Origin of the sequence: Polyangium mundeleinium, assembly GCF_028369105.1 — a bacterium.
GTDB classification, from domain to species: Bacteria; Myxococcota_A; Polyangia; order Polyangiales; family Polyangiaceae; genus Polyangium; species Polyangium mundeleinium.
The window spans coordinates 9,370,862-9,386,171 of record NZ_JAQNDO010000001.1 but is presented as its reverse complement, the minus strand read 5'-3'; the positions used below and the strand labels follow the sequence as shown (position 1 = coordinate 9,386,171).

General features: G+C 67.9%; 9 protein-coding genes. 3 read left to right on the top strand and 6 right to left on the bottom strand.

Going from position 1 to position 15,310, the window contains the following annotated elements; all coding sequences use genetic code 11:
- The first annotated feature begins 16 nt into the window (after positions 1 to 16).
- Together hisD and POL67_RS37140 are read left to right on the top strand one after the other, a co-directional pair.
- Positions 17 to 1,324: a histidinol dehydrogenase gene (hisD, locus tag POL67_RS37145; protein ID WP_271925382.1), complete on the top strand. Its 1,308-nt coding sequence runs from the start codon at positions 17 to 19 to the stop codon at positions 1,322 to 1,324.
- 184 nt (positions 1,325 to 1,508) lie between these two features.
- Entirely contained in the window at positions 1,509 to 6,338 is a 4,830-nt protein-coding gene (locus POL67_RS37140; protein ID WP_271925381.1) for a zinc metalloprotease, read from the top strand.
- A gap of 150 nt (positions 6,339 to 6,488) precedes the next feature.
- Here the strand turns inward: POL67_RS37140 and POL67_RS37135 are convergent, their stop codons facing one another.
- The 3 genes from POL67_RS37135 to POL67_RS37125 form a co-directional block, all read right to left on the bottom strand.
- Positions 6,489 to 7,400, bottom strand: a complete 912-nt coding sequence (locus POL67_RS37135) for a DUF4388 domain-containing protein (RefSeq protein ID WP_271925380.1) — start codon at positions 7,398 to 7,400, stop codon at positions 6,489 to 6,491.
- Positions 7,401 to 7,686: 286 nt separating this feature from the next.
- A complete protein-coding gene (locus tag POL67_RS37130; protein WP_271925379.1) occupies positions 7,687 to 10,248 on the bottom strand; it encodes an isopeptide-forming domain-containing fimbrial protein in 2,562 nt (853 codons plus the stop codon).
- 66 nt (positions 10,249 to 10,314) lie between these two features.
- Positions 10,315 to 11,499, bottom strand: a complete 1,185-nt coding sequence (locus POL67_RS37125; protein WP_271925378.1) for an acyl-CoA dehydrogenase family protein — start codon at positions 11,497 to 11,499, stop codon at positions 10,315 to 10,317.
- A gap of 97 nt (positions 11,500 to 11,596) precedes the next feature.
- Between POL67_RS37125 and POL67_RS37120 the strand changes: the two genes are divergently transcribed.
- The gene (locus tag POL67_RS37120; RefSeq protein WP_271925377.1) at positions 11,597 to 12,223 is read left to right on the top strand and encodes an alpha/beta hydrolase; all 627 of its coding nucleotides are present in this window, start codon (positions 11,597 to 11,599) and stop codon (positions 12,221 to 12,223) included.
- Here POL67_RS37120 and POL67_RS37115 read toward each other — a convergent pair.
- The 3 genes from POL67_RS37115 to POL67_RS37105 are packed head-to-tail and all read right to left on the bottom strand — an operon-like array spanning position 12,215 to position 15,113.
- On the bottom strand, positions 12,215 to 13,870 hold the full coding sequence (locus tag POL67_RS37115) for an AMP-binding protein (protein ID WP_271925376.1): 1,656 nt from the start codon (positions 13,868 to 13,870) through the stop codon (positions 12,215 to 12,217). The genes POL67_RS37120 and POL67_RS37115 overlap by 9 nt on opposite strands.
- Positions 13,867 to 14,823 carry an SAM-dependent methyltransferase gene (locus POL67_RS37110; RefSeq protein ID WP_271925375.1) on the bottom strand — a complete coding sequence of 319 codons (957 nt, stop codon included), beginning with the start codon at positions 14,821 to 14,823 and terminating at the stop codon, positions 13,867 to 13,869. The genes POL67_RS37115 and POL67_RS37110 overlap by 4 nt, the downstream gene beginning before the upstream one ends.
- Positions 14,820 to 15,113 (bottom strand): acyl carrier protein, encoded by a 294-nt coding sequence (locus POL67_RS37105; protein ID WP_271925374.1) that lies wholly within the window; start codon positions 15,111 to 15,113, stop codon positions 14,820 to 14,822. The genes POL67_RS37110 and POL67_RS37105 overlap by 4 nt, the downstream gene beginning before the upstream one ends.
- Positions 15,114 to 15,310 lie beyond the last annotated feature (197 nt).

Below are 15,310 nucleotides of genomic sequence, written 5' to 3'. Positions count from 1 at the left end.
GCGCGCCCGCTGCCGCATGATCCCGATTCACATCGACGGAACCGAGACGTTCGTTGCGAGCCTCGGCCGCCTCGTGGCGCGGGGCGCCGACGATCTCGGCGCCGTCGAGCAAGACGTCCGCGCGATCGTGTCGGCTGTCCGCGCCGAGGGAGACGAAGCCGTCTTCCGCTACGTCGAGCGCTTCGAACGTCGCCGCCCCGATCCCCTCGTGATACGCGCGTTCGACGGCGCCGCCGCGCTCGCGCGCCTCGAGCCCGATCTCCGCGCCGCGCTCGAGCTCGCGGCCGATCGGATCCGCCGCTACCACGAGCACCAGCGCGAGACCGGCTTCCGTTACGAGGAGGACGGCGTCGTGCTCGGCATGCGCGTGCGTCCGCTCGCGCGCGTCGGCGTGTATGCGCCCGGCGGCAAGGCTCGGTATCCGTCGAGCGTGCTCATGTCGGCGATCCCCGCGCGTGTGGCTGGCGTGCGTGACATCGTCCTCGCCACGCCCGCGCCCGACGATCGCCTCCTCGCGGCTGCGCATCTCGCAGGCGTCACGAGCATCCTCGACGCGGGCGGCGCGCAGGCCATCGCTGCGCTCGCGTACGGCACGGCGAGCTTGCCGCGCGTCGACAAGATCGTCGGACCTGGAAACATCTACGTCGCTTGCGCGAAGAAGCTCGTCTACGGCGACGTCGACATCGACGGCATCGCGGGGCCGAGCGAGATCGTCGCGCTCGCCGATGACACGGCCGATCCTGCCATCGTCGCCGCGGATCTCCTCTCGCAGGCCGAGCACGACGAGGCTGCGTGGTGTGTCCTCGTCACGACCTCGCGCGCGCTCGCGGAGGCCGTCGTCGACGAGCTCCGACCTCAGCTCGCGGCTCTCTCGCGCGACTCCATCGCGGGTGAAGCGATGCGCACACGTGGCGTCGCGCTCGTCGTCCCGACCCTCGCGCGCCTCGCGGAGATCGCCTCGCTCGTCGCGGGCGAGCACGTCGCGTATCACGTCGCCGATCCCGAGGCGCTCTTCGACGCCGTCGAGGGCGGAGGCGCGGCGCTGCTCGGCGGCATGACGCCCGTCGCGGCGGGCGACTACCTCGCGGGCCCCTCGCACGTCCTTCCGACGGGCGGGGCTGCGCGTTTCGGCTCTCCGCTCGGCGTTTACGACTTCGTCGTGCGGGCGAGCATCATCCAGTACGCGACGCCCGCGCTGCTCCGTCATGGGCCCCACATCGTGAACTTCGCGCGTGCCGAGGGCCTCGACGCGCATGCGCGTGCGGTCGAGTTGCGGATATCGCGTCACACGCGCCTCGGGGGGCGGGGGGAGGGCGAGAGTTAGCGATCGTCGTGTCAGAGCTTTAACGGGGATCCGGGCGGGGCCCCGTGCTTCAACAAGCAAGTGCTTGAAAACGTCCGGAAATTCGTTGTGGCATCAAACGTGCTTTCAGTCCCGCAGACCGGGTACGTACCCGCTCGCGTGGGCTTCTGCGGGCTTCGGATCGGCAGTGCAAGGAGGACCTTCGATGAGATGGATGAGGTTACGGGTCGCCTTCGTGGCCACCCTCGGGCTCCTCGCTGGTGGGGCGCTCGGGTGCGCCGAGGAGCGAGACCCCATCAACCGCGTGCAGGCGAACGCGCTGGCGAAGTCATTCTTCGTCGGTAACGATCTGCACAACGACGCGGACAACCCCGAGTTCTGGAGCCAGGGCACGGTGGTCGACGTCGGGTACGGCGCGGCGCAGGACGGCTTGTTCACGTCCACGTACGCGCAGCCCGTCGCGCGCTTGAAGTGGCAGATCACGGAGGACCTCCTGATCGGGCGCTTGAGCTACGAGCGCATCCAGGATTCCGACGGCAAGAAGGGCGTCGGCCCCTCGACGGATCAGGGCGTGATCGTGGTCGCGTACCCCATCCAGTCGCACTTCGACATCCGTTACGAGTACAACCCGACGACGGGCGAAGAGCTCAACGTCCTCGTCGAGAACGGCTCGGACAGGCCCTGGTACGACCGCGAGTACTTCCGCGTCGACTGGAGCCGGAACCTGAACACCGACTCGTACGACTTCGACACGCTGTCGATGCTCGGCGTCTATGGCGGCGTCGACTACGAGCCGATGGACTACTACGTCAGCGATCCGAACGATCCTGACGCGCCGCACTTCGATCCCGAGACGGGCTACTTCGACGTCACGAACAAGGCGTTCGCGAAGCCCAAGATGATCGACCTCAGCCACCTCGGCTGGGGCATCGACAAGTTCCCGGCCTGCTTCCTCGACAACGACTTCTTCGGCGGTTCGGCGCCCTCCGGCACCTGCAACCCCGTCGAGCTCACGATTCGCCAGTCCTTCCGCCGCGTGGTCGATCGCGACTACGAGCCGGTCAACTGGGACGGCAAGCGCTTCAGCGCGTACGGCGCGTTCACCGTCGATCGTTCGGGCTACGCCCGCAACTACGGCATGAGCGACGACAAGTGGTACCGCTTCGCCGCGCGCTACAACATCTGGGAGCGCAGCCACTACTACGCGGATCCCGAGAAGATGACGGGCGAGGTGAAATGCTTCGTCCCCGAAAAGACGCTCTCGGGCGACGACCCGCACCGCGACGCGGATGCCAACGGCACCGAGGACGAGTGCGAAGAGGTCACGCAGCGGACGGGCGTGGCGGGCTCGCGTTGCGACGAGTTCAAGCAGCGCTGCACCCTGCCGTACCGCCTGCGCAAGGAGGTCCCGCAGCCCTGGTACTACACGAAGGAGTCCGACGCGGATTACTTCGAGCCCACGGACTGGGCGACGCACGAGTGGGACGTCGCGATGCGCGCCGCGGTCATGTCCGCGCGCAACGCCGAGTGCAAGGCGACGGGCGGTGATCCCGGGGCGTGCGACGGCCAGTTCCCGATGTACCGCGGCCAGATGGACGACAACTGGGATCTGATCCAGCTCTCCCACGAGGTCGACGCCTGCCGCGCCGGCAAGACGAACGACGGCCGCAACTGCGAGGCGATCGCGGATCAGCTCGGCAACGAGCGCGGCATCGATCCGGGCGTGATCGCGGTCGCGAAGATGCCGCAGATGATCATGCTCTGCCACAGCCCGGTCCTCGAGACCGACGATCCGGCCTGCGGTCCGGCGGGGCGCACGGTGCGCATGGGCGACCTGCGCTACCACCAGATCAACGTCATCCCGACGCCGCAAACGCCCTCGCCGTGGGGCATCATGGTCGACTCCGACGACCCGCTCACCGGCGAGAAGATCGCGGCGAGCGCGAACGTCTGGTCGCACGTCACGGACCTCTTCAGCCAGGGCCTCGTCGATCAGATGCGGTACCTGAACGGCGAGCTCTCGACCGACCAGGTCACCGAGGGCACGTACGTCAAGGACTGGGCGGTCGCCAGCGAGGCGGCGGGCGGCACGGGCGTGCTCCCGCAGATGACGCAGGCGGACCTCTCGCGTCGCGTGCTCGGCGCGGCGGGCGTCATGCCCGACAAGATGAAGGCCGTCGAGAGCGGCGAGGGCGCGATCGTCACGAAGCCCGAGTTCGCCGAGGCGCTCGAGAACGTCAAGCAGATGGTCCGGGACGTGCGCGCCGACGCGCTCGCGCCCTCGGCCAACCGCCCGGTGTACGAGGCGCGCCGCAGGCGCGCGGCGGGCTCGCCGATGGAGGCGGAGCTCACGACGAAGGCGATGCAGCAGCTCGCCGGCACGGACAAGCTGCCGCTGAACGACGCCGTGATGAACTTCGCCTCGCCTCTGCGCGGCAATCATCCGCAGGTGCAGCGTGACATCGCGCGCATGAAGGAGATCGCCCTCGCCGAGCGCGGCATGTGCATCATGCAGGCGACCTTCCCCTCGCCGGTCGGCCTCACCTCGCTCGACAAGGCGATCCAGGCGAAGTTCAAGGACGCCGTCAATCCCCGCACGGGCGCGCCGTACGGCACGTTCGCGGATCCGATGGCGAACTCGAAGCAGGATCAGCTCGATCGTGCCGAGGCGATCCGCCACTGGATCGCGCAGAAGGCGCACTACTCGGTCATGGCGCACGAGATGGGTCACTCCATCGGCCTCCGCCACAACTTCGTGAGCTCGTCGGACGCCTGGGGCTTCCGCCCGCAGTACTGGCAGCTCCGCACGAAGAACGGCAAGGTCACGGCGGCGTGCAACGACCTCAAGAACGAGGCCGACAGCGAGAACTGCGTCGGAGCGCGTTACTTCGATCAGGTCACGGCGAACGAGCGTGATCAGCTCCTCACCATGTTCATGCACCAGTCGATCATGGAGTACGGCGGTGAGGTCACGCAGGACTTCATCGGCCTCTCCGCGTACGACTTCGCCGCGGCGCGCATGTTCTACGGCCAGACGGTCGCGGTGCATGCCGACACGGACATGAACGCCGACAAACCGCTCGGCCGCGCCACCCTCGACAAGATGGACGGCTTCGGCGGCATCATCGGCTACCAGTACACGTCGAACGGCACCGCGAACATCCACTACTCCCAGCTCCAGCGGACGTGGAAGATGCTCGACGCGGCCAGCTGCACCTCGCTCACCGAGGAGCAGGTTCAGCGCTTGAAGCCGGCCGACTGGGACGAGGCGCGCCTCGGCAAGTGGGACCCGCTGCTCGACGGCCTGATCGTCAAGGTCAACGGCGAGTACTCCAAGTGCAAGACGCGCAAGGTCGACTACATGCCGTGGCAGTCGATGCGCGACAACGGCGTGGACTTCGGCCGTCGCTTCAGCTCCGTCGATCCGGCGAAGCGCACGCGTGTTCCTTACGGCTTCGCCACGGACCGCTGGGCCGACCTCGGCAACGTCGCCGTCTACCGCCACGACAACGGCGCGGACGTCTACGAGCTCTTCAACTTCTTCATCACGCAGCAGGAAGTCGGGCACATCTTCGACAACTACCGCCGCAACCGGCAGAGCTTCAGCGTCCGCGGTGCGGCGAACCGTACGCTCGAGCGGTACAACACGAAGATGCGCGACGCGGCCAAGGGCCTTGGCCTGCTCGTGAACATCTACCGTGACTTCGCGCTCGAGTCCGGCTTCGACTTCAACTCGGAGTGGCCCTCGATCGCGAAGCAGTTCTACCAGGACAACATCCTGGCCTCGGGCCTCGCGTTCGATCACTTCGCGCGCCAGGTCTCTCGCCCGCAGTACGGCAACCACCACAAGGTCGCGAACGACCTCGTCCTCCGCTCGACGGACGACATCTACTCGCAGCCGGGTCCCACGGTCCTCGCCGTGCCGAACGGCGCGACGGGCTATCGCTCGGACAACAGCCCCGCGGGTCCCGCGGCGATCGGCATCGGCGGCAGGCCGCTCGAGAACGCCCTCGCGGACGACAAGGGCAACGACTACGACTCCGAGTACACGCAGAACGCCGGGTCGTATTACGACAAGGCGTACGCCGCGATGCTGATGACCGAGTCGGTCGACAACTTCATCAGCGCCTCGCGCCAGGACTTCCTCGACGCTCGTTACCGCGCGGTCTCGCTCGCGGACGTGTTCCCCGAGGGGTATCGCCGGTGGCTGGGCAACAACCTGACCGGCGATGACATGCTCAAGGGCGCGTGGGTCAAGGCGAACAACAACACGCCCATCACCGACGCGCAGAAGTTCCCGACGACGCCGCTCGGCTGGACGAGCTGGTGGCCGGCGGAGGGCCCGCAGGTCTGCTTCCCCGGCCAGGGGTCGACGGTCTGCTCGGCGGTCGGCTGGGATCCGCAGGTCTTCGAGGGCGAGGCGGTCAACGTCGACACGCTCATGCCCATCGACGGCCAGATCGGCTGGGAGCAGCAGAAGTTCCTGATCGCCTGGACGATGAACTACCTGCCCGAGAATCAGCAGCAGTGGTGGATCAACATGCTCCGCCTGTGGGAGCAGGGCGTGGACGGCGATCCCGAGTTCGGCGCTCGTATCGAGTTCCACGATCCGATGGGCAAGGTGTACGTCGCCAAGACCTTCGGCACCGAGGTCCTCTACGCGGGCACGAAGTACGAGAAGACCGTCCAGAAGGGCATTTCGGCGCGCGTCCTCCAGTACGCGAACGATCTGCTCCAGCAGGGGTACGTCGTTGACGAGGTCGACTCCAACAACGACGGCACGGTCGACTGGTACAAGGCGCGCATCAACAGCGACCCGACGTCGCCGAACTACGGCGCGCCGCTCGTCAAGTTCGACTCGACGATCCAGTCGTCGGCCGACCGTTGCACGTCCAACGACAACACCGGCTGCACCTGCACGGCGAACCGCGCTTGCGTCAAGCTCTCGAAGTACGTCTCGGTGCCGTACTTCATCCGTCAGGCCCTCGCGGCGTACGGCCTCGCGGACCCGACGATGAAGGGCATCTACGACTGAGCCGAGCGACCTCCCCCCACCCCTCTCTCCCCGCGGGAGAGGGGCCGGGGGTGAGGGGGCTCGATCAAAAAAAGGCCACGGGATTCGCTCCCGTGGCCTTTTTCTTTGGTCGCTCGGCAGGTTCGCCCGAGCGCGCGTTTGTCCGGGCGCTCAGCCCTTCCGCAGATACCCGGCGTTGATCAACTTGATGACGGCCTGCGTCGTATCGAGATCCGTCGCCTGGCTCTTGTTCAGCACGAGGGCGAGGTGCCCGTGGTTGTACGCGAGCTGGAAGACCTCGATCTCCGTCGGCGAGAGCTCACGCAGCGCGGGCCCGAGCGGATGCGGCACGAGGAGACGCGTGTCGAGATCCGGCAGCTTGTGCCGGAGCGCGTTGAGCTCGTCGATTTGCCGCAGGCCCTCCATCAGGAGCTCCTGCACGGACAGATTGATCGTCACCGGGAGCGTGCGGTCCTCGGGCGGGTCGAAGTCGAACGTCCCGCGTGTCCACGCGAGGATGCGGATCGCGGACTTCAGCGGCGGCACGTCGTCCTCGTTGATCTCCGCGTACGTGACGATGCCTCGGTGCAGGAAGATCTTTCCGACGTCGTCGTCCGACGTGATCACGAGGACGCCGCTCTTCTTCGAGGTGCCGAGCAGCTGCAGGAGGTCGGGCAGCGGGATCTCCTCGATCGCGCCGGACATCGAGCGTGCGGGGCCGCGGGGCGCCACGGAGGGGCGCGGCGGCTCCATCTTTCGACGCGAGGCGGCGGCGGTCTCGGCCGACACCACCTTGAGGATGCTCGTGCCGATGAGCACGCGGTCGCCTTCCTTGAGCGTGCTCTTCTGGATCTTCTCGCCGTTCACGAACGTACCGTTCGTCGAGCCGAGATCCTCGATCGTGAGATCCGTGTTCGAGAGCAAGAAGCGCGCGTGCCTGCGCGAGACCATCTCCTCGACGAGGACGATGCCCGCGTCGCTCGCGCGTCCAACGACGAGCTCCTGCGCGTCCTGCAGCGGGATCTCGCCACCCTGGTACTTCCCCGAGATGAAGCGCAGAACGAGCCGCGACGGAGACGTCATGTGTGGAGCTTGTTCCATGTGCGTGGAAATCGAGCACGAGCTACTGCCACGCTCGGTCCGACATTGTGCCTCGTGAGACCCTTGGGGTCATCCATCAAAACGACGCGGGCGTAGGGCCCGGGCGCTGCGTTTCCGCTGCGATCGTGACGCCGCGGAAGCTCGCGTGCACGACGCGAAGCCCATTTCACGTCTGGTGGGATCGCCACGATCCGCCGAGACGGGACGTCGTGGAGCTTCCCCCCTCTCCACGGCGTGGCGAGGGAGGGGGGAGGCCGGTTTCAGCAGGTCAGCCGCTCCGACGCCTCCGCAGCGCGAGCGCCGCGCCGGCGAGGCCGAGGGCCCAGGCGAGGGGGTCCGTCGAAGACGGCGCCTTGCTGGTCGAGCACGCGCCGCCGGTGATCACGAAGCCGCTCGGAGGCGCTTCTCCGCCGCTGCCTGCGGCTCCGCCTTGTCCGCCGCTTCCACCTGCGCCCCCGGCGCCCGCGGAGCCCCCTGCGCCGCCCATTCCGCCGGCGCCGCCGGCGCCCCCTGCGCCGCCCATTCCGCCGGAGCCGCCGGCGCCCCCTGCGCCGCCCATGCCGCCGGAGCCCGAGGTGACCGTGTCGTCGCTCGGATCGTTCGGGTCTCCTTCGCCCGGATCCACGGCGCCGTCCTTGTCCTTGTCCTCCTCGCCGTCGGGGATGCCGCCGTTGTCCGTGTCGGGGTCGAGCGGATTCGTCGTCGTCGCGCCCATGTCCGCGTCGGGCACGCAATTGCCGGCGGCGGGGTTCGTCCCGGGACCGCTGCAGTCGTAGCCCATCTCCGTGCCGTCGAAGATCCCGTCGCCATCGCTGTCCGGATCGAGCGCGTTGATGAGCCCGTCGCCGTCGGTGTCGGCGCCTGGTAGCGGCTCTTGCCCGTCGGGCACGCCGTCGTTGTCGGTGTCGGCGTCATTCGGATCCGTGCCGAGGACCACCTCGACGTCGTCGGGCAGCCCGTCACCGTCGGTGTCGTTGCAACCTTCGTCGACGCTCCCGTCGCAGTCGTTGTCCTTCCCGTCGCACGTCTCCATGCCCGAGCTCACGCAGATGCACTGTTTCTGCGTCGTGTCGCAGACGGGTTTGTCGCCGGGGCACTGGCTGTCCTCGATGCAGCCCACGCATGTGTTCGGGTCACTCGTCGTGTCGCAGATCGGCGTCGCGCCGCCGCAATCGGCGTTCGTCGTGCACTCCTCGATCACGACGACCGTGGGCGGGTTGCCCGGCGACACGCCGTTCCCGTCGGTCGGGAAGGACGTGGACGGCGCGCCTTGCTTGCCTTCGCCGCTGATCGTCGCCTGGTTCGAGATGTTCGCGGGCGCGTTCGGCTCGATCTTCACGCGGAAGCGCACGAGCGCCGTCTCGCCGGGGGCCATCTCGCCGCCCGTGATTGCGTTCGCGCCCGTGCCGAGCCGCACCGTGACCGTGCGCGTCGCGGCCGTGTACTCGCCTTGATCGTCACCCGCTTGTTCTGTCTTCGGGCCCGCGTTCGCACCTTGCACGATCTGGAGCGAACCGGGGACGAACGAGACGCCGAGGGGCAACGTGTCGTCGAGGCGCGTGTGGGTCGAGGTGTCGTTGCCGCTGTTCGTGACGGCGATCGAATATTCGAGCTCGTCGCCGACGACGAGCTTGCCGGCGTTCGCGTCCGACGCGGTCTTCGTCGAGGTCGAGAAATCGGGCAGGAGCGTGGTGATCGACGAGACGAACCCGCCGATCCAGAAGATATCGTTTGCGCCCGAAGCATTGCCGACCTGCACGTTCGCGGTCTTCTGGCCGGGCGTGATCTTCGTGGAGATGTCGACCGCGTCGAGATCGATGCCGCTCATGCTGCCGGGGCCGCCCGTCAGCTTCGGCAGATCACCGTCCGTCGAGACGGCCGCGCCGAGCCACGATCGCGAGGCGTTGAAGAAGTTTCCTACGGGATTCTGCGCGTCGATGATGTCGTTCGCGGCGCTGAGCGCGCCCGTGCCGAAGCGCAGGTAGTCGTTCTGACCGGCGGAGCTCGCCACGTCGCCCTCGTAGGCGATGACGGCGAGCTTGCCGTCGATCGCCGCGCCCGGCACGGTGAAGCCCGAGAGCGCGAGCGTCTGCGGCGTGACACCGATCCGATCGAAGCCGTCGTGCAGTGCGAGGTGGCGCGGTTTTTCCGAGGGCAGCTCGTAAAACACGACGAGCCACCATCCGGCGAAGAGCCGGTCTTGCACGAGGTCGACGAAGCTGATCGAGTCGACGCCGGAGAGCCGGTACGCGCCTGCGCCCTGGGCCGCCACGAGCGCGGTCACGTCCACGGTCGACTGGTAGAAATACTCGGTTACGCCGCCCGAGACGTTCGTGCTCACGAGGCTATTGTCCGCGATGAGCGGCTGCGAGAACGCGCCGGGGCGCTCGAGCGTCACGCTCGTGTCGGCCGTGCCATTGTTGTCCCAGCGCGCGCCCCAGTAGAGGCGTGCGTATGTCACGGTCGCGCCGGCCGGCAGGGTGAGCACGGCGGTCGAGCGCTGGTCGGCGACGGCGACGCTCTCGGAGGCGGAGGCCGTGCCGGGGGCGATCGCGTCCGCGCGCCAGTGGATATCGGGAGCGCCGTCGCCGCTTCCGTCGCAGAGCACATCGCCGACGAGGGGCGCGATCCCGACGTTGCCGCACTCGTGCCCGAGCGTATTGCCGATCAGCCGAAAATCGCCGTGGCCGTCGAACTGTTTTCGTAATACGGGGGCGGCGAGGGCCGTCCCGGAGGGGAGGGCGGCGAGGGCCGCGACGCCGAGCAAAGCGGCAAGGCCAGCCCGGCCGACGATGCTACGCCGGGGCGGAAGAAGAGAGTGCGTGGACATGGCAAGGACCTCGCATTCCATCATGCCAGAGGTCGGCTGCCGAGCGCATTCTTTTTGGGCGAGATATCAGAATGCGTTATGGCCGGTCAGCGCGTTGCCCAGGATGAGCGTGTGCACCTCGTCCGTGCCCTCGTAGGTGTAGACGCTCTCCAGGTTCAGCGCGTGCCGAATGACGGGGTAGTCGAGCAGGATGCCGTTGCCGCCGAGCAGGCCGCGCGCCTTGCGGGCGGCGCGCAGCGCGAGGCCCACGTTGTTCTTCTTGCAGAAGGAGACCTGAACGGGCGTGATGCTGCCGGCGTCCTTGAGGCGCCCGAAATGCAGCGCGAGGATCTGGCCTTTCGCGATGTCCATGGCCATCTCCACGATTTGCTCCTGCACGAGCTGCTTCGCCGCGACGGGCTTTCCGAACTGCACGCGCTCGCGCGTGTACGAGACCGCCGCGTCGTAACAAGCGCGCGCGGCGCCGAGCGCGCCCCAGGAGATGCCGAACCGCGCTTGCGTGAGGCAGGAGAGCGGCCCCTTGAGCCCTGCCACGCCGGGCAGCATGTTTTCCTTGGGCACGCGCGCCTCGTTCAGCACGATCTCACCCGTCGGGCTCGCGCGCAGGCTCATCTTTCCGTGGATCGTGGGCGTCTCGAAGCCCTTCGTGCCGCGCTCGACGATGAACCCGCGGATGGACGCGGCGTCGCCGTCGTCGACCTTCGCCCATACCACGGCGAGATCGCAGATCGGCGCGCTCGTGATCCACATCTTCGTCCCCGTGAGCACGTACGAATCGCCGTCGCGCCGCGCGCGCGTCTTCATCGAGCCGGGATCACTGCCGGCATCGGGCTCGGTGAGGCCGAAGCAGCCGATGAGCTCGGCGGCGGCCATTTTCGGCAGATATTTGTTTTTCTGTTCCTCGGAGCCGAAGCGCCAGATCGGGTACATCGCGAGCGAGCCCTGCACGCTGACGAAGCTCCGGAGCCCGCTGTCGCCGTACTCGAGTTCGCCGAGCGCGAGCCCGTAGGAGATGGCATTCATGCCGGCACACCCGTATCCCTTCAGGGAGGCGCCGAGCAGGCCCATCGAGGCGATCTCGGGGATGAGGTCGGTCGCGAACTGCTCCTTCGCGAAGAGCTCGGCGGCGCGCGGCAGATACCGTTCGCGCACGAACCTGCGCACGGTGTCGCGGATCATGCGCTCCTCGTCCGTGAGGAGGCCGTCGATGGCGGTGAGGGCGTCGAGCGAGAGCGGCTCTTGGGCAGTCATGGTCGGAGGCGTGTGTAGCCCGGATGGCGAGCGCGGGGAAGGGGGCGTCGCGGCGCGTGGCTCCCGAGCGCGACAATCCACGTGTTATGGAAACGGCATGCGCCCCCCCGATGGCACCTTTTTCCTTCCCGGCCCGGCCGGCCGCATCGAGGCCGTGCTCCGGCGCCACCCGAGCCCTGCGGCGGCGGCCGTGGTTTGCCATCCTCACCCGCACTCCGGCGGCACCCTCTACAACAAGGTCGTTTCCCGGGCCACGCGCGCCCTCCACGCCGCGGGGGCCACGGTCCTGCGCTTCCATTTTCGCGGCGTCGAGGCGAGCGAGGGCCATTACGACGGCGGCGCGGGCGAGGTGGACGATGCCCGCGCGGCGATCGATTTCCTCGCCCCCGAGCACCCCCACCTCCTCGTCGCCGGCTACTCCTTCGGCGGGTGGGTCGGCCTGCGCGCCGGCGCGGAGGATCCACGCGTGAAGGCCCTGATCGGCATCGGGATTCCCATCAACGTCTACGATTTCTCCTATCTCCGCGAGTCACGAAAGCCGCTGCTCCTGGTCCAGGGCGAACACGACGAATGGGGCGACGTCGACGTGATCCGCGCGTTCGCGCGCGAGCTGCCCGGCCCGGTCACGCTGGAGGTGATCCCCAGGGCAAACCATTCCCTCGCGGAGCACCTGGAAACGATGATGGAGAGGGTTTCCGATTTCGTCGTGCGTCGCTCAGGTTGATTCGAGCGAGCGTCCTTGCGCCAGCGCCTCCGCGACGGCGCGCCTCCGCAGCTTGCCGCTCGTGGTCTTCGGCAAGCTCCCGGGGGCCAGGAACATCACCCGATCGACCCCGATTCCGCGCGCGAGGAGCGCGGCGCGCACCCGTTCGCCGAGCGCGTCGTGGGCGCCTTGATCGAGCTTCGTCTCCGCAATCACGTACACGAGCTCGGTCTCGTCCGCCTCCGCCCGCACGCCGACTGCCACGACGCACCCGCTCCGCACGTCCTCGACCTCGGAAACGATCTCCTCGATCACCGAAGGAAGCAAGTTGTGCCCGCCCTTGATGATGAGGTCCTTTTTCCGCCCCGTGACGAAAAGCTCGCCCGCGTCGAGATACCCGAGGTCCCCGGTGCGCAGATACCTGTCCCGGAAAGCCGCCGCGGTCGCCGTCGGATCGTCGAGATATTCGTGCATCAGGGTCGGCGCGCGGACCTCGATTTCGCCCACCTGCCGCTCGGGCAGGACCTCACCGTCCTTGCCCGTGATGCGCACGTCCGTTTGCGGAATCGATCGTCCCACGCAGGTGAGCTCGAGCGCGTGCGCACCTGGCTCGGTCGGGACGGCGCGCCCCGTCCGCTCCAGCGATTCGCGATCCACCACGGCGAAGCGTGACGGCGCGAGCAGCTTCGGGAAGGTCACGGCGACGGTGGCCTCGGCGAGCCCGTACACCGGGAAAAAGGCCTCGGCGCGGAAGCCCACAGGCCGGAAGGCTTCGGCGAAACGCTGCAAGAGCCCGGGGGAAATGGGCTCCGCGCCGATCATCGCGCATTCCCAGGGCCGAAGGTCGAGCCCCGCCTCCGCCGCGCGCCGCGCGAGCCGCAGGACGAGCGCGTAGGCCGAGGGCGGCGCCGCGCAGATCGTCGCCCGCAGCGAGGACATCGACTCCAGCCAGGCGAGTGGCCGCGCCCGGAAATCCTGCGGCGCCAGCATGTTCGCGACGAACCCATTGTAAAAAGGAAAAAGCAGCCCGCCGATGAGGCCCATGTCGTGATGCAACGGCAGCCACGAGACGGCCACCGATTCCGCGTGGCTCGGCAGCGCCTCGCTCATGCACGCCATGTGCAGCATCAGCCGCTCGTGCCCGAGGACGACGCCGCGCGGGTGCCCCGTGCTCCCGCTCGTGAGCTGGATCAACGCCGGGCCGGGAGCCGCGTCGGGATCGGGTGAGAACCCGTGCGGCGCCATCGAAAGCTCCTCCGCGCAAAGGACCCGGATCGCCCCCGGCGCGCCTGCGAACGTCGAGAGCGCGCGCGAGGTGACGAGCGCCCGCGCGGAGAGTTTTTCCGCCGTTGTGCGGAGCTGCTCCAGAAACCGCTCGATATCGGTCAGCCGGAACGGGAGCCCGATGGGAATGGGCACCGCGCCGAGCGACCAGATGCCGAAGAGCGTCGTGACCGCGGCCTTGACCTCGGGCACGAGCACGAGCACGCGGTCGCCCGGGCGCAGACCGGCTTCCCGGAGCCCGGCTGCGACGCGTACCGCTTCTTCCCAGAATCGGAGCCAGGTCCACGCCTCGAAACCCGCCTCCTCCTTGAATCGAATCGCGACATCTTCGCTCATCGATTCGGCGCGGCGGCGGAGCAGCCCGGCGATCGTCCTCGTGCTCATCGCTCCCCCGTTTCGCGTACGGGCGGGGCGATGGGGAACGACGCGACCTCGACCCGCGGCCGTCCTCGTGTCGCCAGGATCATGTATTCGAGCGCCGTGCGCCGCGCGAACGAGAGCTTGGCGACGGTCATGTATTGCTGCAAGAGCCGCGAAAAACCCGGGGAGATCGCCTCGATGCGGCGGCGGTTCTTGCGGACGTTGTCGATCCAGCGCTCCAGCGTGAGCGCGTAGGAGCTCGTGAGGTCCTCGACGTGAGAGATGTCGAGCCCCGCGCGCTCGATGAAGCCGAGCTCCTCGCTGAGGTGGACGAGGCGGCAATACCCGAGCGCCTCGACGAAGATGTAATCCGTCGCCGTGCTCTCGCGATCGCCGCGGTGCTCGGCCGGATAATAACAATCCGAGATGAGCAGGCGCCCCGAGGGACGGAGGAGCCGCGCCACCGCGTGATGAATCTCCTCGCGGTTGTGCATGTGGACGATGCTGCCGCTGAAGAGCACCACGTCGAACGAGGCGGGCTCGAGGGCGAGATCCTCCACGTGCCGGACGTCGATGTGCACGCGATCCGCGACGCCGGCGAGGCGCGCGCGGCGGAGCGCCTCCTCGCGTTGCCGCTCGCTGAGGGTGATCCCGAAGAACTCTCCTTTCGTATGCTCGGCGAGATACAAGAGATTGCTGCCCCAGCCGCAGCCGACGTCGAGCACACGCTCGCCGGGCTGGATGTCGAGCTTGGCCTGGATGCGAGCGAATTTGCGCGCCTGGGCGGTCTCCAGGTCCTCGTCGGGGCGCACGAAGACGCCCGTCGCATAGGCAAGGCGACTATCGAGGACCATCGAGAAGATCTCGACGTCGTGCTGGTAATGCTCGGCCACGACGCGGCGCTCGTGCTCGCGTTGCTCCGCGGGCGAACGCTCCATGGCCTCGCGCTCGGGGCGCGTGTGCGCGGGGGAGATCATCGTGCACCTCCGTTCGCCTGGGCGGAGACCTTGTCGGCCACGAGCGCGGCCACGTCGCCGACGGAGCGGATGTGCGGCTGCTCGGGCGTGGTGAAATCGGGCAGCGTGATGTCGAAGGCCTCTTCGAGCGCGACATTCAGCTTGATGAGCCCGAGGGAATCGATGCCGAGGCGCGCCTCGTCGAGCCGCGCGTCGAGCGAGACCTGCTCCATGGGCAGACGCAGGGTCTCCGCGATGATCCGGCGGACGTCATTGGCGATGGCTTCAGGAACGGAAAGATGGGTGGCCACGAGAAGCTCCTTGGTGCTGAAAGATACGAGAACGGCGCCCTGGCAAAACGGAGGCCACGCCCGTATCCTTGCAGAGGAGCGCCGGACGAATCGAAGGCCTGTGCAGCCACTGCCCGATTCGCGCCGATCCTGCTCGTGCAGCATGCGCACGGCAATTTGGTGCAGGCGAAACATTTTCGGGATGGCGGACGATGCAG